The sequence below is a fragment of the Pseudoalteromonas sp. AWH4_217 genome (genome assembly GCF_056161105.1).
Genome location: NZ_JBSWYM010000030.1, coordinates 18184 through 41221, shown reverse-complemented (window position 1 = coordinate 41221; position 23038 = coordinate 18184). Strand labels below are relative to the sequence as shown.

General features: G+C 49.8%; 16 protein-coding genes and 2 tRNA genes. 6 read left to right on the top strand and 12 right to left on the bottom strand.

Going from position 1 to position 23038, the window contains the following annotated elements:
- Position 1: 1 nt before the first annotated feature.
- The 3 genes from ACXAH1_RS23115 (at position 2) to ACXAH1_RS23105 (ending at position 2252) form a co-directional block, all read left to right on the top strand.
- Positions 2 to 77: transfer RNA gene (locus ACXAH1_RS23115), tRNA-Val, on the top strand.
- A 128-nt stretch (positions 78 to 205) separates the two neighbouring features.
- A tRNA-Val gene (locus ACXAH1_RS23110) sits at positions 206 to 281 on the top strand.
- A 336-nt stretch (positions 282 to 617) separates the two neighbouring features.
- Entirely contained in the window at positions 618 to 2252 is a 1635-nt protein-coding gene (locus ACXAH1_RS23105) for a response regulator (RefSeq protein WP_475199960.1), read from the top strand.
- Positions 2253 to 2271: 19 nt separating this feature from the next.
- On the opposite strand, the gene msrB is transcribed toward ACXAH1_RS23105, so the two are convergent.
- From msrB to ACXAH1_RS23075, 6 genes are all read right to left on the bottom strand, one after another.
- Positions 2272 to 2727: a peptide-methionine (R)-S-oxide reductase MsrB gene (gene msrB, locus ACXAH1_RS23100; RefSeq protein WP_475199958.1), complete on the bottom strand. Its 456-nt coding sequence runs from the start codon at positions 2725 to 2727 to the stop codon at positions 2272 to 2274.
- 171 nt (positions 2728 to 2898) lie between these two features.
- Positions 2899 to 3384 (bottom strand): DUF2919 family protein, encoded by a 486-nt coding sequence (locus ACXAH1_RS23095; RefSeq protein ID WP_253046168.1) that lies wholly within the window; start codon positions 3382 to 3384, stop codon positions 2899 to 2901.
- A 208-nt stretch (positions 3385 to 3592) separates the two neighbouring features.
- Complete coding sequence (gene ligA, locus ACXAH1_RS23090) at positions 3593 to 5614, bottom strand: NAD-dependent DNA ligase LigA (protein WP_475199956.1); 2022 nt, start codon at positions 5612 to 5614, stop codon at positions 3593 to 3595.
- 81 nt (positions 5615 to 5695) lie between these two features.
- The gene (gene zipA, locus ACXAH1_RS23085) at positions 5696 to 6409 is read right to left on the bottom strand and encodes a cell division protein ZipA (protein WP_475199953.1); all 714 of its coding nucleotides are present in this window, start codon (positions 6407 to 6409) and stop codon (positions 5696 to 5698) included.
- A gap of 16 nt (positions 6410 to 6425) precedes the next feature.
- Complete coding sequence (locus tag ACXAH1_RS23080; protein WP_475199951.1) at positions 6426 to 9833, bottom strand: chromosome segregation SMC family protein; 3408 nt, start codon at positions 9831 to 9833, stop codon at positions 6426 to 6428.
- Positions 9834 to 9881: 48 nt separating this feature from the next.
- The gene (locus ACXAH1_RS23075) at positions 9882 to 10613 is read right to left on the bottom strand and encodes a TrmH family RNA methyltransferase (protein ID WP_475199949.1); all 732 of its coding nucleotides are present in this window, start codon (positions 10611 to 10613) and stop codon (positions 9882 to 9884) included.
- A gap of 134 nt (positions 10614 to 10747) precedes the next feature.
- On the opposite strand from ACXAH1_RS23075, the gene ACXAH1_RS23070 reads away from it, so the two are divergent.
- Complete coding sequence (locus tag ACXAH1_RS23070; protein WP_138543873.1) at positions 10748 to 11044, top strand: hypothetical protein; 297 nt, start codon at positions 10748 to 10750, stop codon at positions 11042 to 11044.
- A 133-nt stretch (positions 11045 to 11177) separates the two neighbouring features.
- Here ACXAH1_RS23070 and ACXAH1_RS23065 read toward each other — a convergent pair whose 3' ends face one another.
- Positions 11178 to 11780 (bottom strand): CBS domain-containing protein, encoded by a 603-nt coding sequence (locus ACXAH1_RS23065; protein ID WP_475199947.1) that lies wholly within the window; start codon positions 11778 to 11780, stop codon positions 11178 to 11180.
- 221 nt (positions 11781 to 12001) lie between these two features.
- Positions 12002 to 12277 carry a hypothetical protein gene (locus tag ACXAH1_RS23060; RefSeq protein ID WP_475199945.1) on the bottom strand — a complete coding sequence of 92 codons (276 nt, stop codon included), beginning with the start codon at positions 12275 to 12277 and terminating at the stop codon, positions 12002 to 12004.
- A 254-nt stretch (positions 12278 to 12531) separates the two neighbouring features.
- Here ACXAH1_RS23060 and cysZ point away from each other — a divergent pair, with 254 nt between their 5' ends.
- Entirely contained in the window at positions 12532 to 13260 is a 729-nt protein-coding gene (gene cysZ / locus ACXAH1_RS23055; protein ID WP_475199943.1) for a sulfate transporter CysZ, read from the top strand.
- Between the two features lie 42 nt (positions 13261 to 13302).
- On the opposite strand, the gene ACXAH1_RS23050 is transcribed toward cysZ, so the two are convergent.
- Entirely contained in the window at positions 13303 to 14832 is a 1530-nt protein-coding gene (locus ACXAH1_RS23050) for a response regulator (protein ID WP_475199941.1), read from the bottom strand.
- Positions 14833 to 15059: 227 nt separating this feature from the next.
- On the opposite strand from ACXAH1_RS23050, the gene ACXAH1_RS23045 reads away from it, so the two are divergent.
- The gene (locus ACXAH1_RS23045) at positions 15060 to 20534 is read left to right on the top strand and encodes a response regulator (protein ID WP_475199938.1); all 5475 of its coding nucleotides are present in this window, start codon (positions 15060 to 15062) and stop codon (positions 20532 to 20534) included.
- A gap of 52 nt (positions 20535 to 20586) precedes the next feature.
- Here the strand turns inward: ACXAH1_RS23045 and ACXAH1_RS23040 are convergent, their stop codons facing one another.
- The 3 genes from ACXAH1_RS23040 to ACXAH1_RS23030 all read right to left on the bottom strand — a co-directional run bounded on the left by ACXAH1_RS23040 (position 20587) and on the right by ACXAH1_RS23030 (position 23038).
- A complete protein-coding gene (locus tag ACXAH1_RS23040) occupies positions 20587 to 20832 on the bottom strand; it encodes a hypothetical protein (protein WP_475199936.1) in 246 nt (81 codons plus the stop codon).
- Between the two features lie 88 nt (positions 20833 to 20920).
- Positions 20921 to 21430 (bottom strand): P-loop nucleotide/nucleoside kinase family protein, encoded by a 510-nt coding sequence (locus tag ACXAH1_RS23035; protein WP_475199934.1) that lies wholly within the window; start codon positions 21428 to 21430, stop codon positions 20921 to 20923.
- Between the two features lie 99 nt (positions 21431 to 21529).
- Positions 21530 to 23038 (bottom strand): serine hydrolase, encoded by a 1509-nt coding sequence (locus ACXAH1_RS23030; RefSeq protein ID WP_475199931.1) that lies wholly within the window; start codon positions 23036 to 23038, stop codon positions 21530 to 21532.

Genomic DNA, 23038 nt, shown 5'->3' with positions numbered 1-23038 from the left:
TGGGTTGTTAGCTCAGTTGGGAGAGCATCGCCCTTACAAGGCGAGGGTCACTGGTTCAAGTCCAGTACAACCCACCATTAATTTGGTGAACAACTTGGTCGATGCAGCATCGCGCTCATTCTTACCAAGGCAAGGGTTCTGAATCAAAGTCAGTATAACCCACCATTTCTTCGGAAATACAGAGTATGTACCTGCATCTATGCATGGGTTGTTAGCTCAGTTGGGAGAGCATCGCCCTTACAAGGCGAGGGTCACTGGTTCAAGTCCAGTACAACCCACCATCACTTCAAAAATATAACTAGTCACATTATTTTATATTTTGATATATCATCCGTAATTTGGTCGATGCGGCATCGCGCTCATTCTTACCAAGGCGAAGATTAGTAGTTCAAGTCCAGTACAACCCACTATCACTTCAATATCGCAATAAGTCACACTCTTTTATTTTTCGCTCTATCATCCGAGTTTTGGTCGATGCGGCATCGCGCTCATCCAACAAATACCCTGGCCCCTGCTTTCTCTGCATTCTTACCAAGCTTTTTAATCCTTATGTTTCAAAAGAAAAGATAAACGACTAGACTAAAAGCATTCCAAATTTATTCCTTGTCCTTTACTCTATGTCTGTTCAACCCTTTGTAAATGCAAAAATTTTGATCGTGGAAGAACAGCAACTGGCGCTGAGCTACATTAAACAATCGCTGGACCAGTTGGCTTATAAAAACGTTCAGTTTGCCGAAAATGCCCAACTGGCAAAGGAAAGCTGTATCCATCATAAATTCGATTTAATTATCTGCTCGTTTGACCTAAGTAAACGTCAAAATGGTTATCAACTCTACGAAGAACTACTCAAAAAGCGCCTTATCCGTCAAAGTACCGGGTTTATTTTTACCTCAGCCGAAACTAGCCCCGAACTGGTGCACAGTATTGTTGAACTGCAGCCTGATGACTTCCTGGTAAAGCCTTTTAGCATTAAAGAGCTCAAAGCACGCATCGAGCGTGTTTTAAAGCGCAAACGTAGTCTCAAAACGCTCTACAATCTGATTGACGACGAAAACTACTCCAAGGCACTCAAGCTTATAAACTCAGAGCTTGAAAGCGGTGAGCACGCTTACAGCCCGATATTACTTAAGCTCAAAGGTGAAACACTGCTAAAGCTTAAACATTATGATGAGGCCAAACAGTTCTACCGCTCCATGCTCGAGTTACAAAAATTTACCTGGGCCAAGCTCGGCCTTGTGGAAACCTTGATTGCAAATAACGAAGATATTTTGGCGCAAAAAATGCTGAAATCCCTGATCGAAAAAAGTGAGACTCGCCTGGCTGCTTTGGATTTATTGTCCCGGCTTGAATTAAAGCTGAATCAGTTTGAAGAAGCACAGGTATCTTTGGTGCAGGCCTCGCAGATTGCGCCACGCAATATCGAAAGGCAGAAGTCCCTCAGTACCGTTGCGCGCATTAACCATGATTATGAGTGCAGTTACAACGCGCAAAAAGAAATTGCCAATTTTGCCCGTTTTTCGATGCATGACAGCCCTGAGGTTTATTTAAACGCCGCCCGTGCCGGAATTGATTTCGCGCTCAGCACAGATCAACACGATCAGATCACCCGCCTGACCCGGCAGACCCAGCAATACCTGAGCGATCTAAAAAAGCAGTTTCCCAATGCCAATAACCAAACTCAGATTGACGTGCTCAATGCTCGGCTACATTACCTCAAAGATGAACATACCAAAGCGCGACAACTGATGGAGCAGCTGGAGGATGAACCTCAGATCCGTTCTGTTGATGCTGCGCTGGATAAAGCGAAGGCGTTCCATGAACTGGGGTTTCAGCACAAAGCTGAGGCCCTATTTGGCCAGATAATCGCACATTGCGAGCGTCATCAACAGCAAGATGACCCCACTTTTATGCACTTGCTACAGCAACAGCAAGATGAGCGTCGCCATATCACAATGGGCCCCAAAGAGCTCAATAATCATGCGGTGAAACAATTCCAGAAAGGGCAGCTCGACGTCGCGCTGGAAGCCTTTACACAGGCCTTTAGAGTGATGCCTAAAAACGCCAGCATTGCCCTGAATCTACTACAGTGTCTTGCAGATGCGACAGGAAAGAAAGCCGCTACATTTAACTCAAACCTGGCAGCGAAGTGCTACAAAACACTGAGCACAGCTCAGCTCGAGCCTGAACAGCAGGAGCGATTCGACAAGCTACAGGCTCAATTAGAAGAAATGAATCTGGATTTCAGACCCTGATGGGACAGGAATAGCTAAGCTAATGTGTGCCCTCTTCCTGCTTTTTCAGCGCCAACGCATTCACACAGTAGCGTAACCCACTCGGTTTAGGGCCGTCTGGAAACACATGTCCGAGGTGAGCATCACACACATTGCAAACTATCTCAACTCTGTCCATACCATGCGATCTGTCTAATCGGTATGCAACAGAATCTGCGCTGTGGGGCTGAGTGAAAGAAGGCCAGCCAGAACCACTGTCAAATTTCTCATCCGCATCGAACAAGAGTTGGTCGCAACAAGCACAGTGATATTTACCAGGTGAAAAAACGCTGCAGCTTTGTGAACTGAATGGGCGCTCAGTCCCGCGGTTTCGGGTGATATGAAAAACAGAAGGTTCTAATAAGGCCTGCCACTGCATCAGGTTTTTTTCAACCCGCCTGGGCGGCTGTGGGTTGCCATTATCTGCAAATCGCAGAATATCTCGCCAAGTCAACATGTCTCGTTCTCCGGTTGATGTAGAGTTACTCCATATTGGCAAACACATAAGATTTGTCTTATTGTTATAGAGTGTCATAGGCTCATCTGGATCAGATTAGCTCTATATTTTTACGCCAATATGAAAGCCACATTCGCCCTAATGTTTAGTTGTCAGCCCGTCAGCGTCAAGTCAATTATTTTCAGGTTCAGGCCAATCCCCAAAAAAACACGTTAAGTATCGACTTTTGAGTAAATACAAAATCACCCAGCAGACCAGTACGGCCTGAATGGCCAGATAGAAAGAGAATTGATAATGTGCCTGAACAATTTGCATCCCCAGCCACACCAAATCTAAGCAGGCAGCGATCAACAGTGGCCAGCGCATATGACGCCAGTAGCGGGCTAACTTAGGTGAGCTGGTTGGCCTGCGCAAAGAAAACAGCACAGTCGGGATCAGGGCCAGACTGGCTATCATAACTGCCACAAAAAAATGCTGCTTTGAATGAAAAAATAATGACATGAGGTCAAGGTCCGGACGCCAGGTCAGGGCTGACACCAGCCACAAAAACAACGGCCTGAGCAACACCAGCAAGGTCAGGTTAAAACCAACAGGCGTGCGATATACCCCGTATTTATCCCAGTACTCGGGCCCATACCCAGCCTGCAACTTACTCATACCACTTATCTCATTTTATGGCGAACTAATCAGCCCGCCTGTTGTTTATACCAATTTGCTTAATTAAGTGTTCTATTTTGAGGCGAGAAAATAAGGTCGATAACTAGGCAAAAATTTCGCTATTTAGTTGTTCTAAATGAGAGATTTTTAACACCGTTAGCGCCCTATTTGCTCCTTCAAATTGAACAGGTATTAAGTGAAATTGGTATTAGCCCTGATGTGAGTCAAGCAACGCAATCAGTGCTGCTTCATCCAGGATATCGATCCCAAGATCCTGCGCCTTAGTTAGCTTAGACCCCGCTTTTTCGCCTGCAACCAGCGCATGAGTGTTTTTCGAGACACTGCCTGACACTTTAGCCCCGAGCGCCTGCAATCGCGCTTTAGCGTCGTTGCGGTTAAGCTGGCTCAGCGTCCCCGTCAGCACGTAAGTCAGGCCAGCCAGTGGCTGTTCACTTTCTGCTTTTGCCTCAATTTCAGGCCAGTGCAACCCTTGCTCAAGCAAGTCACTCACCACTTTTTGATTGTGTGGCTCACTGAAAAACGCATGAATATGCTGGGCAACGACGACACCCACATCACTCACTTCCTGTAGACTCTCAATGGAGGCATTCATCACCTTTTCAAGCGTCAGATAGTGATTTGCCAGGTTTTGTGCAGTGGCCTCACCCACTTCGCGGATCCCAAGCGCATATAAAAATTTAGCCAGCGTTGTTTGTTTTGCCTCTTCAAGTGCACCAACCAAATTCTTGGCCGATTTAGGCCCCATACGCTCCAGCGACTCAAAATGCCCCTGACGCAGGGTGAACAGTTCAGCAGGTGTCGTGATCAATTCCCGCTCAACCAGTTGCTCAACAATCTTGTCGCCCAGGCCGTCGATGTCCAACGCCTTACGCGACGCAAAGTGTTTAATCGCTTCTTTGCGTTGTGCGCGGCACACCAGGCCACCGGTGCAACGCGCAACGGCTTCACCTTCCACACGCTCAACGTGGGAATCACATACCGGACAGGTATCCGGGAAAGTGATATCGCGGGCATCTTCAGGCCTTTTTTCCAGCACCACCTGAGTGATCTGCGGGATCACATCACCAGCGCGTCGGATGATCACGGTATCGCCCACTTTGACACCCAGACGGTCGATTTCGTCACGGTTGTGCAAAGTCGCATTCGAGACGGTCACGCCGCCAACAAACACAGGCTCCAGCCGCGCAACTGGCGTGACTGCGCCGGTCCGGCCTACCTGAAACTCCACATCCAGCAACTGCGTTAGTTCTTCCTGTGCCGGGAATTTAAATGCAATGGCCCAGCGCGGTGCGCGCGCAACAAAGCCTAGCTGCGCCTGAAACGGTTTATTATCAACCTTGATAACCACGCCATCAATTTCATACGGCAGCGCATCACGCTCAGCCATAATGGCTTCATAGTATTGATAAGCGGCACTGGCACCCGTTACCCGCTTTGTTTGCGGGCACATAGGCAAGCCCCAGTCTTTTAACTGCTGCAACTGCGCATAATGGGTATCAGCCAGCTCAGCGCCCTGCACTACGCCCATTGAATAGGCGTAAAACATCAGTGGACGTTTGGCGGTTATTTTAGGGTCCAGCTGACGCAGGCTGCCCGCCGCAGCGTTACGCGGGTTGGCAAAGGTTTTTTCATCACGCTGCGCTGCGGTTTCGTTCAGCCGTGCAAATCCGGCCTTGTCCATAAAGACTTCGCCGCGTACTTCCAGCTCAGCAGGGATATCTTCACCACGCAAACGCAGAGGAATATTACGTATGGTTTTCACGTTTTCGGTGATATTTTCACCTACCTGGCCATCACCTCGGGTTGCCGCCTGAACCAGCACCCCATCACGGTAGAGAATAGACACAGCCAGACCATCCAGCTTTGGCTCACAACAAAAATCCAGCTCGTCGTTGTGTAGCAGGCGCTCTTTAATGCGACGATTAAACGCATTGAATTCAGCCTCATCAAATGCATTGTCCAGAGACAACATAGGGACCTGATGCGTTACCTGCTCAAATTTGCTTAGCGCAGCCCCCCCCACTTTTTGTGAGGGAGAATCCGGGGTTAGATAGTCAGGATGCTGGGTTTCCAGCTCAATCAGAGCGCGCATTACCCGATCATATTCGGCATCGGGTACAGTAGGCTGATCCAAGACATAGTATTGGTAGTTATAACTTTCCAACTGTTGTCTTAATTCATTGATTTGTTTGCTGATAGTTTCTGACATTACAACCTCTTAATAACACAAAAAGCCACGGACCTAAGTCCGTGGCTCTGTCGCATATATGCCCGCAGGCAGTATTAACGCTTAAACGGTATATTCACGCACCTTTTCAACGTAGGCACGGGTGGTATTCACAGTGAGTGGCTCACGATTGCTGTCCAGCACACTGGCACCAAACTCATCGGCCAGCTTTTTCGCGGCGCTGTGAAGCATATTGAACGCCGCCATGCTGTCGCCTTCACACGGCAACGTCATAAACAAGCTAACGCCTCCGGTACTGAACTGTTCCATATTATCGATATCGAATGTACCCGGGTTATACATATTCACTAACCGGAACAAGACCGGGCCATTGCCGGAAGACTCAACATGGCGATTGAAAAAGCCTTCATCCGAGTACTTAAAGCCCAGACTCAATACACAAGGCAACAGCTTAGAGCCTGCCATGGTCAGGCCTTCTGGCATGTCAATGTGTAAAATAATAAAGTCCTGGGGCGCAACCTCTTGCGGTGCCTGCTGCTCAGTGTCGACCTGTTCCACCGGTGCGTCTGAGACTTCAGTATGCTCTTCAGTCGGCGCCGGCTCTTTGTCTTCATCGACGGCAGAGAAGCTCATTTCATCCAGTTGTGGTTCTTCCTCGCGCTGCGGCTGAGGCGCGGCTGCGGGTTTCTTCGTGGCTGCGGGGTTATCGGTATCCTGATTCTCTTTTTTTCTTACCGACCATAAGCCATGTATCAATAATCCACCAATGATCAGTGCACTGATCACGATTAATGCCCATCTTAATTCTGTGGCCATTGCTCACCTTTACTTATTATGCATGCGCCATTTGCACTGCTTGTTCTATGTCTACGGCAACCATACGTGAAACCCCGGGTTCCGCCATGGTTACCCCCGTCAGCCGGCCCGCCATTTCCATCGCGACCTTGTTGTGGCTGATGTAAATAAACTGCACCGTTTGCGACATTTCCTCGACCAGTCGGCAAAAACGCCCAACGTTCGCGTCATCCAGCGGTGCATCTACTTCATCCAGCATACAAAAAGGAGCCGGATTTAGTCTAAATATTGAAAATACCAATGATAATGCGGTCAGGGCTTTTTCTCCACCACTTAACAGATGAATTGTCGAGTTTTTCTTACCCGGCGGTCTTGCCATGATGGTTACACCGCTTTCTAACAGATCATCACTGGTCAATTCCAGGTAAGCACTGCCGCCGCCAAATACTTTGGGAAACAGCTCCGCCAGGTCCTGATTAACCTGATCAAAGGTAGTTTTAAAACGGCTACGTGTCTCGCGGTCTATCTTACGAATGGCCCCTTCCAGCGTCTCAAGTGCCGCGCTGAGATCCTCCAGTTGTTCATCGAGATAGCGCTTACGCTGCTGTGCCTCATCAAATTCTTCAATCGCTGCGAGGTTAACCGCCCCCAACAAACTCAGCTGTTGCGCAATACGAGTCAGCTTGCCCTGATGACTGCTCGCCTGCGCATCTTCCGGCAGCTGTGTTAACACGTCTTTAAGTGTCTGACGAAGCTCTGTTAAGGGTTCAAGCGCAGCTTGCGCCTTCACCATCAGGCTTTGCTCCTGTAGTGCTAACTGCTGGCGTTGCTCTTTAAGCTGTGCGCTTTGTGCCTGGGCATCTTTGAGCGCCAGCTGTTTATCACTGAGTTGTTGCCTAGCGTCGCTCAACTTAGCAGCTGTATCCTGTGACGCCTGCTCCAGCTCAGTATGACGGATCAACAGCTCTGTCTGTTGTTGCTCAAGTTCTATCCCGGGCTCCTCACTGCTGTGTAATTGTTGTTGTACCTGAGCCAAGGCTTCATTGCTCAGCTCCAGGCTTTGCGCCAGGTGACTCAGTTTAGTCTGACCCAGTTGTGCATCACTTTGTGCCTGCTGGAGTTTCATTTTGGCCTGATGGTACTGCTGCTGAATATCGCGCAGCTGCTGTTGCTGCTGCTGATGTGCCCGTTTGAGTGCTTCAAGGGACTCGTTTTGCTGATTCACCTGCTGTTGTAACTGTTCCTGTGCTTCCTCGGCTTGCCAAAGGGTCTGTTCACTCTCTTCGAGCTGAGCCACCAGCAGTTCACTTTGCTCATCCAGCTCGCGCTGATTACCCTCAAGCTGGCTGCTTTGTTGCTGCCAACTGGCTTGCTGAGCAAGCAACATATCCACCCGGGTCTGGCTGCTGGCCACCATTTTGGCCGCCTCATGGACTGCCTGTTTGTTCGCTTCGAGCTGTTGTGAACACCTTGTCACAGCAGATTCCAAAGGCGTCAGTGACGCTTCCAGCTCACTCAGCTGCGCTTCAATCTGGGGCAGCTCCGCCTGGTGAGTGCGCAGCTCGCTATAGTGCGCAAGCAAACTCCCTGACTGCACATCCTTCTCTTGCGCTTGCCAGTTGCCACCATACAAATTCCCCTCATTATCAATAGCGGCAAAGAATGGCTGACGCGTACTAAACTGGCGAGCCTCTCCCAGCCATTCAATCTGATTTAAAAAGTCCGGGTAAATTTCCGAGTGAATAAGGGTCGCCACACTGCCCGGCGTTTTTTCATCGACCTGAGCTGCCCAAATACGATTGACATAGTCTTGTTCGGTGATCCGAAGCGATCCAAGCCCCAGCATGGCACGCTCTACGATCGCTTCGAGGCCCGGCTCAACCCTCAGCACACTCAGTAAAGGTGAACCAGGTGCATCCTCGCTGTCACCTTGCTGAGTACGGGTGAGCTTTTCCAGCGCCTGAACCTGAGCTTGTGCCTGTCCGAGTCTGACTTGCTGTGCCTGAAGCTTTTGCTGTAATGCCGCTTTTGCCTCGCTCAGGCGCTGCAACTCAGTGCTAAGGCGCTGGTTTTCCTGTTGCGAGATGGCCATAGTATGCACCAGTTCCTGATGGGCCTTTTGTTGCTGCGTCAGCGCCTCGTCAGGGTTTTGTGTACTATGCTGCGCCAGCTGTTGCACCAGCTGCTCCTGCCGCTGTATCAGATGCTGTTGTTGTTGTGTCAGCCGTTGCACTGCCAGATGACACTCCTGAGTATGTTGGCGTGCTTTGTCCAGTGCCTGCTGTGTCGCCTGATCCGCCGCTTCGTGTGCTTGCACTTGTTGCGCTTTTTCATCGATCAGTAATTCACTTTCAGCCAACTTCTCGGCACTGATCTGCGTTGCTTCCTGATGCACTTCACATTGCTCAGCAAGCTCTGCGCAATGTTGCTGTTGTTGTTCATATAGCGCCAGAGCCTGTGCAATTTCTTCGCTCAACAGAGTTTGTTTATCAGCCAATTCGCGGCGTTTTTCGCTCAGGTGGATCTTCTGCTGTTCAATGCGCGTTAACTGGGTTTGTGTGTTGTGAAGTTGCTGCTGTAATTCTGTCTGCGCATCACTGAAGTGGGTAACCTGTTGCTCAAAGGTTGCCAGCACATCGTCATGTCCGCCGTGGGCTTGCTCTAAAAAAGTCAGTTTGTCGTTTAACTTAGCTATCTGGCTGGTTTTTTCTTGCTGCTTGGCATGCAGTTCCTGCCACTTTAGCACTGCCAGCTGGCCTTTCAGGGTGCGTTCCTGCGCCTTAAGATCACGATACTGACGCGCAGCTTCGGCCTGTTTGGCCAATCTGTCGAGCTGATTTTGCAGCTCCTGACGCATATCCAGCAGACGTTCCAGATTCTCTCTGGTGCTTTTGATCCGCGTCTGAGTTTCCCGACGGCGCTCTTTATATTTGGAGACCCCAGCGGCTTCTTCCAAAAAGATGCGTAATTCCTGCGGTTTGCTCTCTATCAGGCGCGAGATCATCCCCTGCTCAATGATGGCATAACTGCGCGGGCCAAGACCGGTGCCCAAAAAAATATCTGTGATGTCACGTTTGCGGCATTTACTGCCATTGAGAAAGTACAGTGACTGACCGTCCCGAGTCACAAGCCGCTTAATTGCAACCTGAGTACGGTCAGCCATAGAACCGGGCAAACGCCCCTGAGTATTATCAAACAGCAGCTCTACAGAGGCCTGGGATACTGGCTTACGGTGGGTCGAGCCATTGAAGATCACGTCCGTCATGGCATCGCCGCGCAGGTTTTTAGCGGAGCTTTCCCCCAATACCCAGCGCACGGCATCAATCACGTTGGACTTGCCGCACCCGTTGGGACCAACAACACAGGTCATTGGCTCCGGAAAGGGTATTTTAGTCGGCTCTACAAAGGATTTGAAACCGGCCAGTTTAATGCTGCTCAGGCGCATAACAACAACAGCTTAATGACAAACGCAATAGTTCAAGATCAGTCTACCTTACCCATGGCGTTTCAAGTTATCAAGGATGATCCCCGTGGCCATCGCCACATTAAGCGACTCCGCGCCGCCAAAAGCGGGGATAGTGATGGGCTGATTAATATGCTCTGCCACCGCAGCGCTGATACCATGTGATTCGCTGCCCATCACCAAAATACCTCGCGTTGCAAATGAAGTAGTATGCACGCTTTGACCTTCCAGAAAAGCCCCATAAACCGGGCCATCGTAGGTTTTTAGCAATGTGCAAAGATCTGTTCTGATCACATCAACCCGCGCAAAAGAGCCCATGGTTGCGCTGATCACTTTGGGATTAAGATGATCGGCACATTGCTCACTGAGGACAATCTGGTTCAACCCATACCAATCCGCAACACGAATAATGGTGCCCAGATTACCAGGGTCGGATACGTCATCCAGTGCCAGGACCAACCCACTCGTGTTCAGCTCTGCCTGTGGCTCTGTCTCAGCAATGGCAATAGCCGCATTGTTACTGACCAGAGTACTGACTTTACTCAACTCAGCCTCATCGCACAACACCAGCTCATGGGGCTCCAACAAGGTCCGGTTGTCAGCAATAAAATCAGCGCTGGCAAAGATCTGTTTAACCGGTTTACCCGCATTCAGAAGTTCCTGAACATTTTTAGCCCCCTGCACCAGGTACAGGCCATGTTGTTTACGATATTTTTTTTGCGCCAGGGCGCGGAGCAGCTTTTGTTGATTTTTCGACAGCATACCTACCTCATTGGTTTACCCGCGAAGTATAACCGCAATAACACAGAAAAGGCAGAGTCATCCATCTGCTTGCTTGCCAAAGCGCCATTGTGCGCCTTAAAATAGCGACTTCTTCATACCTATAAGTTGTATTTATGTCCATTGAACTCCAGGTCATCCTGCTCAACGTCATTATTTTATGCCTGGCCTACTTTGTCATTTATCCGCGTTACGCTGGTAATGATTTAAAAAAGGTCTCGATTCAGGATTTGATAGCGACCGCCGTTTCGCTGGCTATTGTCGGCTCAGTCTACTATGACTCTGGATTATCTTTTTCTTTGGTCTTATTTGAGGTCAACTGGGCCTGGTTTACCGTGATTTCCTTTACCCTGATTGAACTGCCGTTGTGTTACTGGTATGCCAAACGTCACGGCGTTAAATTTCCAGAGTAGTACCCACTTCACTTAATACATGTTCAATTTAAAGGGGCAAATTGGTATAAAAAAGGCACCCTCAGGTGCCTTGGCGTTAATTTACATTAACTTTAGGAAATAAATCGGTTGGACTATGTTGGGCTGAATGGTATTACCGTTCGCTGTGGTGCAGCACAGACACCACAATGTCGTTAAAGTGTTCAGCCGGGCGCAGCTGATTAACTGAACGACCACCTACTTTTATCAACTCCACCAGATCAAAGTAGCCACAGATCCGGCCTGTTTCAGGCGCGGTTACCAGCAAGTAATCAAGGCCATGCGCTTCCATAGTCACCAGTACATCACCAGAGCGCGCTGTACGCAGATCGGTCAGACTTATCTGTTTTAGTGTTTTAAGCGGCAGCATAACGTCGCTGGCAACAAGATCGCTGCGCTGACAGCCGCGCAACTGAGCTTCTTTTAAGATATGTCGACTGCCCAGTCGGGCCTGGGAAATGATCCCCATCAATACGCCATCCTGAGCCACAAACATAGAGGCCACATGAGTTTTGTTCAGTACCAGCGTGGCATCATCAACACTGGTATCCGGGTCCAGATACACTGCATTCTGGCCATCCAGATTGTGCATATACTTTTGTGCCGATACCGACAGGCGATCAAGCCCATTCTCTTCAGCTGCACTCAGTAAGGGGTTGGCCTGAACAGGAACATCAGCAGTCACATCAAGCGTATTCAGTCTGTTAAATGTATTCATTATTCACCTCTGTTTCGGGAATATACCAATGCGATTAAACACCTGGCTAACCAAAGATAATTCGACTCCGGCGATAACGCGCCGGGTTTATGCGCTCTCTCGTGGCCAGGGGTATTTACGCATGGGTCATTGCCAGCCACTTGCCACAAGCAGCGCTGACATTAAGCACATCACGGCACAGCCTATCAGGCGTGCAAAATTCAAATATAAAAATGCGTGTATTAGGCTGAAACAGGTGGGGCTCTGATCCCCTGATGATAGTAAGTAAGCGGGTGATATAAGCGGACGCTATCCGGGAAATTGCGAGCTGGCTGCACATTTTCCAGGTTGGCAGAGCCTGGCATTGGAATGTCGGAGTCGCAGTCTAGCTTATCTTCGTCAGGGTCAGACAAAAGCTCTACCAGTTGCGCAGTTTTGACTGACGCACTGCTGCCAGCGGCGTTCACAGTCAGTGACACCATCAGACACAATGCTAATAACCAAAAACGCGATTGCATGGGCAAACTCCCCGAGGACGATAATTTGAATGTATAGGCAAGCAAGTGCGGTTTCAACCAGCAAAGTGCAATAATCTGTAAATTTATTTTTCCTAACACCTGAGTGCACCAGATCCGTTTTGCCTGGTTAACGGGAAACCTTTGCAAACACAATAAGATGGCAAGGCATGCACAATTTGTTACTCAACAGGCTGCCCTTTTTCATCCTCCTGACCTTATAATGGGCATAGAACTTTAAATACAGAGGTATTTCAATGCAACTGACCAAAGGTATGGAGTATTTTGTCGCGGGCTTTTCCTTACTGAGCCAAAAAGGACTTAAACGCTTTGTATTTATTCCTTTGCTTATCAATGTGTTGCTATTTGGCGGCTCGTTGTTTTTCCTGTATGACTGGCTGACACAAGGCTTTGCCTACCTGAATGAATTACTGCCTGACTGGCTAAGCTGGCTGGAATGGTTAATGTGGCCCATTGCCGTGCTAGTGATTTTATTCAGTTACAGCATGGTGTTTACTGTTATCACCAACTTTATTGCTGCGCCATTCAATGGCTTGTTATCCGAAAAAGTCGAACTGCATCTGACCGGACAAAAAATTAACGATGATGGCTTCGCCGATTTAGTAAAAGATGTGCCGCGCATGCTGGGCCGCGAATGGAGCAAGTTGGTTTACTACCTGCCGCGTGCTATCGGCTTTTTCATCCTGCTGTGGATGCTCCCCTTCATTGGCCAGATACTCTGGGTGTTGTTTTCTTGCTGGATGTACAATGTGCAGTACAACGACTACCCCTTCGATAACCACAAAATCTCTTTCAGACAGATGAAAGACACTTTAAAAGCAAATCAGGGCTTGTCTTATGGTTTTGGGTTTGCCGTCATGGTGTTAACCAGCATTCCGATTGTTAATCTGATTGTGATGCCGGCAGCGGTGTGTGGCGCAACCAAACTGTGGGTCGAGAATTACCGCACCCAATTTCGCGATTAGCCACGCGCATTTTCCTCTTGGGCACAGATGCTGCCCAAGAGGCTAGTTTGCTTTTTCTCCTAAAGGCAAACTGACCGTCACCTCAGTACCTCTTTGCTCATCGGTGTTAAATTCTATCTGGCCCTGCAGCGCTTCGGCGAGCAGTTTGGCGGTGTAAGTACCCACACCTGCTCTGTCAGGCTTACCAAAAGTCACAAACTTATCGAAAAAACGCGTTCTGACACCGTCAGGTACGGGATCAGGGTTTTGGATGATCACCGTGAGTTGCTGCTCAACAGGTTGCGCACTGATGGTGACCAACGGCTTAGTATTCACGGCTTCCAATGCGTTGGTGATAAGATTATGAAATAAGGTGTAACACAGCGCAGGCTCACCAAAAAACATCAAATCCTTAGACACCACAGTACGCAGCTGGACTTTAGACTCTTCAACCAGCGGGGCTAAGTCTTCCAGTACAGCTTCTATGACTTTGTGCAAAGGGTGAGTGACCGGATTGAGGCGGTACTCATTGGCTTCAATTTTTGCCAACGCGGACATACTGTCCATAGCGTGCTGAAGCCTTAAACAGCTATGCTGAATAAAGCTAAGATAACGCCTGGCACGCTCCGGGTCTTTGATGTGCCTGGCCAACATCGCCGTTGAACTGCGAATATCCGACACAGGTTTGGCAAGATTGGTCTGTGTCAGACTGTCAAACTCATCTCGCAATCTTGCATTGTCCAGCATGGCGTCAATCTGTGCGCGCATCAGACGATTCGATTCTATATTACGGCAGTGCGCTCGCACCCGGGATTTAACCACCGATGGGTTGGCCGGCTTGGTAATATAGTCGACCGCCCCCAGTTCAAGCCCCCGCACAACGTGCTCAGTTTGCTCCAGCGCTGTTAGAAAAATCACGGTAATATGCTGGGTGTGGGGGTCGTCTTTAAGGCGGCGGCAGACCTCCAGCCCATCCATACCCGGCATCATAATATCCAGTAACACCAGATCGGGTTGCGGCTCTGCAGCGCAGATCTGCAATGCCTTTGCGCCGCTCAACGCCGCTTTGACCTTATATTCCTTGCGCAGTACATCACCGATGATTTTAATATTGTCTGCCACATCATCAACCACCAGCACCTGAATGGGCTGCTCAACAACGGTGTCTTCTTCGCTCATTTCTCCATGATAGGGCCTGACCGGCTTATTGAGTGCCCGACGCAGGCGCTCCAACATGATTTTGCTGGAAAAGGGTTTAACCACATATTCAGACACACCACATTTGATGGCCTGCAACACCTGAGATTGCTGAATGGAGGTAGCTGTCATGACAAAAGGAATCGCTGCCGTGCGCGGGTTTTTTCTGACTTCTTTCAGCAAGTCGATACCCGCCAACTTGGGCAACATCCAGTCGGCGATTATGAGGTGGATATCCTGATATTGCAGCTTATCCAGTGCGTCTGCACCATTGGGGCTCTGTAGCACATTAACTCGCCCAAGGCCTGTAACAATGTTGGCCACCATAGAACGAATGGTTTCGTGTGCCTCAACAACCAGGATAGTCATAGTGGTTACTGCACTGCCATTATCCATTCTTCTCTCCTAAAGCTCATTACCTCACCATGAGGCTTGGCACAGTTAAGGTGTTGCAAGGTCAGAAAATTTATTTGCTATTATTGTGCACAGGTTTCTAATATCTGTCTAACATTTGTACAACGACTCAATGGACCAGCCAACAGGCCAACGCTATGCCAGTCACTTCTGTCTCATGCACGACCCGACCACCGCGCAGGGGGTTAGCACTCACTGTTAGTTTAGCGGTGAAATGGCTCTTATGTGCTTTATTCGCACAAAAAGTGCTGGCTACCACCCTCAAGATTGAAAATATCGCCACCTATAACGGCTTGAATACGCCGCAGATCTACGCCGTGAGCAAAGATCAGCAGGGGTTTATGTGGTTTGGCAGCGCCGATGGCATTAAGCGCTACGATGGCTATCAGTTCAGTAATTTTAAACATAACCCGGACGACCCCAGCTCACTGTCTGCCGACAGTGTCAGTGTGTTACTGTTTGATAGCCGTGGCCGTTTGTGGGCCGGTACCTGGGGCGGTGGCCTGAATCTGTTTTTAGGCGCACAGCAAGGGTTTAAGCATTTTCGCCATGACCCCAACAACCCGCAGTCTCTGGGTGCGGACAAAGTACAGGCCCTGTTCGAAAGTCAGGATGGCAGCCTGTGGGTTGGCACCAATGGCGGTGGACTCAATCGTCTCAACACAGATGGCAGCGGATTTGAGCGTTTTGTCCATGACCCAGACAACCCAACGAGTCTGGGCAACAACCGGGTGTGGAGTATTGCCGAAGCGCAGGATGGTGCTATCTGGTGTGCCACCTCAGACGGGCTTTACCGACTGGACCGCCAAACTGGCCAGTTTAGCGCATTTAAGGTTGCCCCGCAGTCGCTGGATCATCCGGAAGTCCGACAAGTCTCCGTTGCTGCCGATGGCCGACTCTGGGTGGCCACCCGTACCAGTTTTGGCCGTTTTGACCCGGCTACTGAACGTTTTCATACCTATCAGCTCCATGATCACAGCCTGCCCAGTGTATCCAGCCTGCTGCATCATCAGGGCGATATTCTGCTGTCGACCTTTGCCGGTATCTACCGCTTTTCTCCATTACAGGAGAAATTTATACCCACAGCACAGGACGGCAAACTGGCATTGCTGCAAAACCGTGATGTTCGCCAGGTGTTAATTGATCAGACCGGGCTGATGTGGGCCGCAACGCGCTATTCCGGCGTCATAAAAGTGTTTCCTCATCCACCCGCCTTTACAGCCTGGCATCACTTTTTGGCAGGCCAGCAGCTCTCCGGGCTATTCAATCAGGTACTCAGTATGGCTCAGGCCATTGAAGGCGGTGTTTGGCTGGGTACCGGTCGTGGCTTAGTGCATTTTGATGGTCACGGGCAATTTACCCCGTTCGCTTCACCCGAGGAGCTAACCGGCGACTATCGCCTCAGAGTCCACCATCTCAACCGGGATGGTGAAGGTCAGCTGTATGCAGGAACCAACTTTGGTCTGTTTAAGGTCGATGAACTTAATCGCACTTTAACGCCCTTTATGCCAGCCGGAGTGCGAGAGGGCTCACCCGTCGATTATATCAATTTTGATGCTCAGGGGTGGTTGTGGCTGATCATAGCTGGTGAACGCAGAGTCACACGCTGGCACCCACCAAGCGGCGAAGTACAATACTTCCTGCCCAATACGGATCCGACTTTTGTGCTGTTCGACAGTGACAGTCAAGTCTGGATAGGCAGCGATGGGGATGGCCTGTTTCGCCTCAGCCCAGACTTAACGCAAACACATCACTACCTGCCCGATAATACCCCCACCAGTCTGGATGGCCGTCACATTAATCAGGGCATTCAGAGTGGCCGCTACCTCTGGTTTGCCAGCAATAATGGAATAACCCGTTATACACTGGATGGTGGACAGTTTAAGCGTTTTAGTAACACCACATCACAAGCCAATTTCGCGGTGAAATCCATTGTCGCCGATGAACTGGGGTTGCTGTGGCTGGCAACCTCTGGCGGCGTCTTTCAACTTGATCCGCTCAGTGGGATCTTTCATCAGTTCACAACCCATGACGGACTGGGCAACAACCACTTTCTGGCGCGCTCTTTTGTCACCTATGATGAACAGATCCTGTTTGGCAGCATAGATGGTATCACCGGGTTTAATCCACTCACGGTCTACGTCAATATTTCCCCGCCGCCACTGGTTTTTACCCATGCTGAGCGAGATGGGGAGCGAATTAACAAACTCGATAGTGGTATTGAGTTTACACATAGGGACAGAAACCTGACCGTCTACTTTGCCGCGCTCGATTACCATGCCACAGAAGATAACCGCTATCGCTATAAGTTGCTGGGGCACGATGCACAGTGGAGCACAATCACAGATACACCCCGTGCCAGTTACCGCTCGCTTGAGCCTGGCGAATATGTGCTGCAGGTTGTGGGGAGCAATAATCATGGTGTCTGGAATGATACGCCTATTGGCTTATCTATCATCTCTTTGCCTGCCTGGTATGAAACCCTGTGGTTTAAAGTGCTGCTGCCTGCTGTGCTCATCATCTCGATAGTGACCATAGTGCATATCAGGGAGCGCAGACTACGCCTTGCCAGCTTAAAACTGGAACAAAAAGTCGCACAACGCACTCAGGATCTGGTGGTATTAGGCGAAGTGGGTAAAGAAGTGGCGGCAACCTACGACATGAAAGTCATTTGCGAAACCATTTATCAACACCTCAAGCAAACCCTGCCCTGTGAGTTTTGTGCGGTGGGCATTTATCACCAGGATCAACAGTACATAGACTATATATACGCCGTGCAGGATGATGAGCCGTTTTCAGCGCTGATAAGCAAACTTAGCACCAGCCGGGGCGCCGATGTGTACTGTGTCAAAGAGGCCACTCAGGTTTATACTGCCAGCCCGCAAGACTGGCACAAACTGGCGTTAGATGCCGCTGACAACCTTCATGGCACTGCCACACAAACTGTATTTTGTGCTCCGCTGATAGTCGACAGTGAGGTGCTGGGCGTGTTTACCCTGCAATTTAACCATCAGCACGCGCTGACCCGGGCTCAGCGCGCGATATTGCGTGTCGTTGCCAATCACCTCGCTGTGGCTCTGGCCAACTCCTTGTCCTATGGCGAGCTCAAAGAAGCTGAACAGCGGCTGGAGCTGGCGATGTCAGGTGCCAATGCCGGCACCTGGGAATGGGATATCAGTAGTGGACAGCTGATCACTAACGATGTCTGGTCAGAAATGCTGGGCTACCAGTGCGATGAGCTGGAACAGTTGTACGGTCCCAGCATTGCACGCTGGCACCAGCTCATTCACCCGGACGACCTCAGCACCACCGAAGACGCATTACTGGCCCATGCACGCGGCGACAGTGATACTTTTCGCCATGAAATGCGCATGAAATGTGCCGATGGCAGCTGGAAGTGGATCCTCAGTATTGGTCGCAGTGTGGTCGCCAAACATGGTCCGGGTGGTAAGGAAGTGTTTGGTATTCATATGGATATCAGCGACGCCAAAGCGCTGCAAGTGGCGCTGCAAAAAGCCAAAGATAAAGCCGAAAGTGCCACCCAGGCCAAGTCCGACTTTTTATCCAATATGTCCCATGAAATTCGCACGCCCATGAACGCCATCATAGGCATGAGCTACCTGGCCCTGCAAACCGCTTTGGATCGTCAGCAGCGTAATTATGTAGAGAAAATCAATCGCAGTGCCGAGTCGCTCCTTGGGATCATCAATGACATTCTCGATTTTTCTAAAATTGAAGCGGGCCGGCTCGATATTGAAGCCATCGAGTTTGATCTGGAAGAAACCCTGACGCAAAGCATAGACCTTTTGGCCATCAAGGCACGAGAAAAGGATATTGAGCTTTGTGTGATGCTGGATCCTGGGATCCCGGCACGCCTGGTAGGCGATCCGCTGCGGATCTCACAGATATTATTAAACTTAGGCAGTAATGCGATTAAGTTCACCGATCAAGGTGGTGATGTGATCATTGATGTATCGCCACAGGCAGGCGACAAAGATACCCTCACACTGGCATTTGCGGTCATAGACACCGGCATTGGCATGACCGATGAACAGCAGCAGAAACTCTTTAAATCTTTTAGCCAGGCGGATACCTCAACGACGCGTAAATACGGGGGAACGGGTCTGGGACTGGCGATTTGTAAAAAGCTGGTGGAACTGATGGGTGGCCAGATCAGCTGCCAGAGTATTGCCGGTGAAGGCAGTACCTTTGCTTTTGATATTGTGGTGCAGCTATGTGATAACAGCGATACCCGTTTACCTGAGTTGTCCGTGCAGCACGCAGTGATCCTGGATGACAATCAGTACGCTGCAACCACACTTAAACGCTACCTGCATGTTTTTGGGATCAGCGCGGAGGCCGTCAGCCGGGACACCTTTGTCCCTGATGCATCAATCATCACGAGTGCCCAGTGTATTCTGGCGGACAGTCGTAGTCTGACTATTTTACCCGACTCACTGCGCGCAAAACTCCCCGTCATCCTGTTAAATCATGGCGGGGATATGACACAAAGCGAGGTCAGTTATACCCTGTCAAAGCCGGTTTTTCCCAAGCCACTTGCCGCCTGTCTGCTTAGCCTGTTTGGCGACCCAAGCACCTGCGAGCAACACGATACGAGTGCCGACGAACACCCCAACTCTGTCGCGGGCGCACATTTACTGTTGGTTGAAGATAACGACCTCAATCAGGAGCTGGCCATTGCCTTATTAGAAAAAAATGGCATTGAGGTTGATGTAGCTGAGCACGGCCAACAGGCACTGGAGATGCTGCACCAGCGTGACTACGATGGTGTGCTCATGGACTGCCAGATGCCGGTGATGGACGGCTACAGCGCAACCGAAGCCATCCGCCAGCAACCCAGGTGGCAGCAGCTGCCGGTAATCGCCATGACCGCCAGTGTGATGCTGGATAACCGTCAAAAAGCGCTGGAATGCGGCATGAACGACATCATTGAAAAACCCCTGAATCCGCACAAAATGTTTGCCACACTGGCCCGCTGGATAACCCCGGCTCGACCTGCGGATATACCAGCCACCAGCGAACAGACATTGCCAGCATCCACGGATGCATCGAAGGACTTAGCTGCGATAGCCGGGCTGGATACCCAGACGGGACTCGCCATCAGCGAAGGCGACTCAGCCCTGTACAAAAAGCTGCTGGGACGATTTTGTGAGAAACAGGCGCAATTTGAACAGGCCTTTGTCGAAGCCCAGTCACACACGGACACAGATCCACAGGGCCCGATGCGGTGCGCCCATACACTCAAAGGCAGCGCTGGTAATATCGGGGCTGTTCAAGTGGCACAGCTGGCCGCTGAGTTAGAAACCGCCTGTGCCAACAATGCACCGATACAAGCCATAATGGATGAGCTACTACCCTGCCTGACTGCACTGATTGATGCAATGACGCTGGCACTGGATAAGTCGCAGGACATAGACCCTCCCAGCGAGGCAGGTCATTCAGAAAACGCACATCAGAACATTGATATAACGGCTTTACTGGCTGAACTCAAAGCACTGATCAGTGATTCTGATATGGATGCCAGCGACCGGGCTGATACATTACTGGAGGCGCTAAGCGGCACCCCCCAGCAGCCCCTCGCTGAGCAACTCTTTAACCAGATTGAGGATTTTGATTTTGATGGCGCAGAAGAAACTTTGAGGGCGCTTGAATTACAGCTTTAGCGGACTTTTTTACACTGGATATTGCATTTCAAAAATGCAATTTAATTCGCTGCTATACTGTTATTTCATCTAATATAGCTTGCAGTTTTGCTGGATCAGCCACACTGCCAAAATAATACTCTTTACCCCCGTCATCCATAAATTCTTCTGGGGTTTTCATTTCATAGAGTACATCATACTTTCCGGACAGCAAATCTTCGAGCGCATCAGCATCATCCCAGGTTGAAACTCTAATATAGGGGCCCGCCTCTTCATCAATCAACACCACTATTCGTTCTTTTGTTTTTGAATCGATCATTGTTCCTCTACATTCACTGCGATTAAGCTATTGCTGACTAATTTAGTTAAATTGCAAATGTGACGATATCAAAAATAATAGCATTGAGCTAAGCCTGCTTATCATTTGAGCTACCTCTGTTCACAAGTATCAGGCTTTCGCTGGCTTCGGGTGGTTCAAAATACTGGCTAACCTGATAAAACACCGCTTCGGTATCAAAGTGGGCCCGCGCTGGCTGTTCAACCCGGCGCTTGGCCAGCTGGGCCAGACATTGCTCATCACTGACATCCAGATAGTAAAGTTGATGTTTGGCCTGTACCGCTTCGCTTAGCGCAACAAACCAGGCGCGTTGCCGTCGGGTGTTAGCCGGAAAGTCCATCACCACATTCAGCCCCAGCCGCAGCAGGCTTTGCACATGCGCTTTAATAAAAGGTTTGATTAACCGGGACTTCTCAATGTAATCATCAAAAGTTTGGATTTGGCCGGGGTAATGCGCCGCCAGCCAGTCATCCTCAGACAACACCACCGCCTGATGCTCCTGAGCCAGTTTGCGCGACAGAGTGGATTTGCCAGCGCCCATTTTGCCGCATAAATAATAGAGTGTGCCTTGTTGCGCCACTGTGCCGTCCCTGTAGTAATGTCATCGGAAGGTCAGTTTTAACACATTACACACTTGGGTCAACTACTGTGGCAGTGAACCACAACACGCTCGTTTTGACTACTGACGCTGATAAACCCGACCAGCCCATTCCAGGCTGACAGGTTTCCCTTCTGCATTCAGTTTAAATTCGACAGGCTGAGGTTGAGCAAACGGCACATCATAGAGTGCAAACCGAGCTTGAGTGGCCGGTTTGAGCATAAAATGGTAGTCAAAACTCTGTCCGCTCAGATAGTCGCCCTTTACTGTCAAAGTCAGATCGAGGTAAGCATTGTCGCCGCGATAGTGTCCGGCATAGTTTGCTAGCTCTTTTTTTGAAGGCGTATAACGCCACTGCTGCCAGTGTTCAGCGTGCTCGGCATCATTCAGACGTTGTTGACGTCGATTAAGCAGTTTGGCGACTTTGTCCTGATAGGTGCTCAGATTTTCCCGCTCAGCGGCTTTATATTCAGGTGCATCCAGCAAATACAACAAATACTGCTTAATCGTCTGAATGGTATAACGGCCAGTCATATTGTCTGAGTTCGAAAAAGTCGCCAACCCTATTTTTAGCTCTGGCACAATGGCCATCAAAGAACGTGAGCCGGTATAGCCACCACCATGGATCAGCACAGAGTAACCTTTAAAGGTGCAGATATTCCATCCAAGTGAATAACCTTGACAGGGGATCCGGTAAACATTGCGCGCTTGTGGGTCAAGCGCTACCGCCTGCTGATGTGACAGCGCCAGATCCGCTGCAGAAATATAGCCCTGACCCGCGGACAAATTCAGTTGCAACCATTTTGCTATGTCTGAGGTAGAAGTGACTATCCCACCTGCAGAGTGCATCATTGCATCAGTTTTAGGCGGTACCGGTTTCCACCCTGCTTCACTTCCCTGCCAGATATGATTCCAGGCAACCTCGTCAGTCGCAAAGTCTGATGTACGGGCTGAACTGTGTGGCATATTAAATGGCTTAAACAGCACTTTTGCCAGCCAGTCCTGCCAGCTGCGACCAGTTACCTGTTGTAAGATTGCCCCGTAAATATTGTACCCAAGGTTGTCATACTCAAATCCTTCATCGCGTTTTTTGCCATACTGTTTGATAAGCCACGGATAATCATCGACCGCCACTTCCGTCATATAGGCCTCCATTTCAGTTACAAAATCCGCACTGACAGGTACCTGGTGAGAGAGCAAATCAATTAAACGCCACTGTTTGGCATCTACCCCTTCGGGAAAACTGTTGGCAGGCCAAAACTGACTAAGAGGTGCGTACAGATCAAGCACCTTTTGACGATGCAGGTGAGCGGCAACCAGCCCCATATAGGCTTTTGTCTGAGAAGCAATGTAAAGCGGTGTCTGTGGCGTGACAGGCAAATTTGTACCAGCCCTGCGCTTCCCCCATACTTTATTGAGCAGCACCTTATCCTGATTAACCACCACCATACCAAATCCCGGGCCAAGCTCCGGTGTACGCTCGATATAATCGGCAATATAATCTGCTGCCTGTTGCGGTGTGGCTGCCAATGCAGAGAGGGGATTCAGCGTCAGTGCACAAGCTAAAGTGAGTAGTGCGTGTAGTTTCAT

Excerpts from the sequence above, each read along its gene's own strand:
- ACXAH1_RS23105 (WP_475199960.1), top strand. The coding sequence starts at position 618 with ATGTCTGTTCAACCCTTTGTAAATGCAAAAATTTTGATCGTGGAAGAA.
- msrB (WP_475199958.1), bottom strand. The coding sequence starts at position 2,727 with ATGTTGACTTGGCGAGATATTCTGCGATTTGCAGATAATGGCAACCCA.
- ACXAH1_RS23095 (WP_253046168.1), bottom strand. The coding sequence starts at position 3,384 with ATGAGTAAGTTGCAGGCTGGGTATGGGCCCGAGTACTGGGATAAATAC.
- ligA (WP_475199956.1), bottom strand. The coding sequence starts at position 5,614 with ATGTCAGAAACTATCAGCAAACAAATCAATGAATTAAGACAACAGTTG.
- zipA (WP_475199953.1), bottom strand. The coding sequence starts at position 6,409 with ATGGCCACAGAATTAAGATGGGCATTAATCGTGATCAGTGCACTGATC.
- ACXAH1_RS23080 (WP_475199951.1), bottom strand. The coding sequence starts at position 9,833 with ATGCGCCTGAGCAGCATTAAACTGGCCGGTTTCAAATCCTTTGTAGAG.
- ACXAH1_RS23075 (WP_475199949.1), bottom strand. The coding sequence starts at position 10,613 with ATGCTGTCGAAAAATCAACAAAAGCTGCTCCGCGCCCTGGCGCAAAAA.
- ACXAH1_RS23070 (WP_138543873.1), top strand. The coding sequence starts at position 10,748 with ATGTCCATTGAACTCCAGGTCATCCTGCTCAACGTCATTATTTTATGC.
- ACXAH1_RS23065 (WP_475199947.1), bottom strand. The coding sequence starts at position 11,780 with ATGAATACATTTAACAGACTGAATACGCTTGATGTGACTGCTGATGTT.
- ACXAH1_RS23060 (WP_475199945.1), bottom strand. The coding sequence starts at position 12,277 with ATGCAATCGCGTTTTTGGTTATTAGCATTGTGTCTGATGGTGTCACTG.
- cysZ (WP_475199943.1), top strand. The coding sequence starts at position 12,532 with ATGCAACTGACCAAAGGTATGGAGTATTTTGTCGCGGGCTTTTCCTTA.
- ACXAH1_RS23050 (WP_475199941.1), bottom strand. The coding sequence starts at position 14,832 with ATGGATAATGGCAGTGCAGTAACCACTATGACTATCCTGGTTGTTGAG.
- ACXAH1_RS23040 (WP_475199936.1), bottom strand. The coding sequence starts at position 20,832 with ATGATCGATTCAAAAACAAAAGAACGAATAGTGGTGTTGATTGATGAA.
- ACXAH1_RS23030 (WP_475199931.1), bottom strand. The coding sequence starts at position 23,038 with ATGAAACTACACGCACTACTCACTTTAGCTTGTGCACTGACGCTGAAT.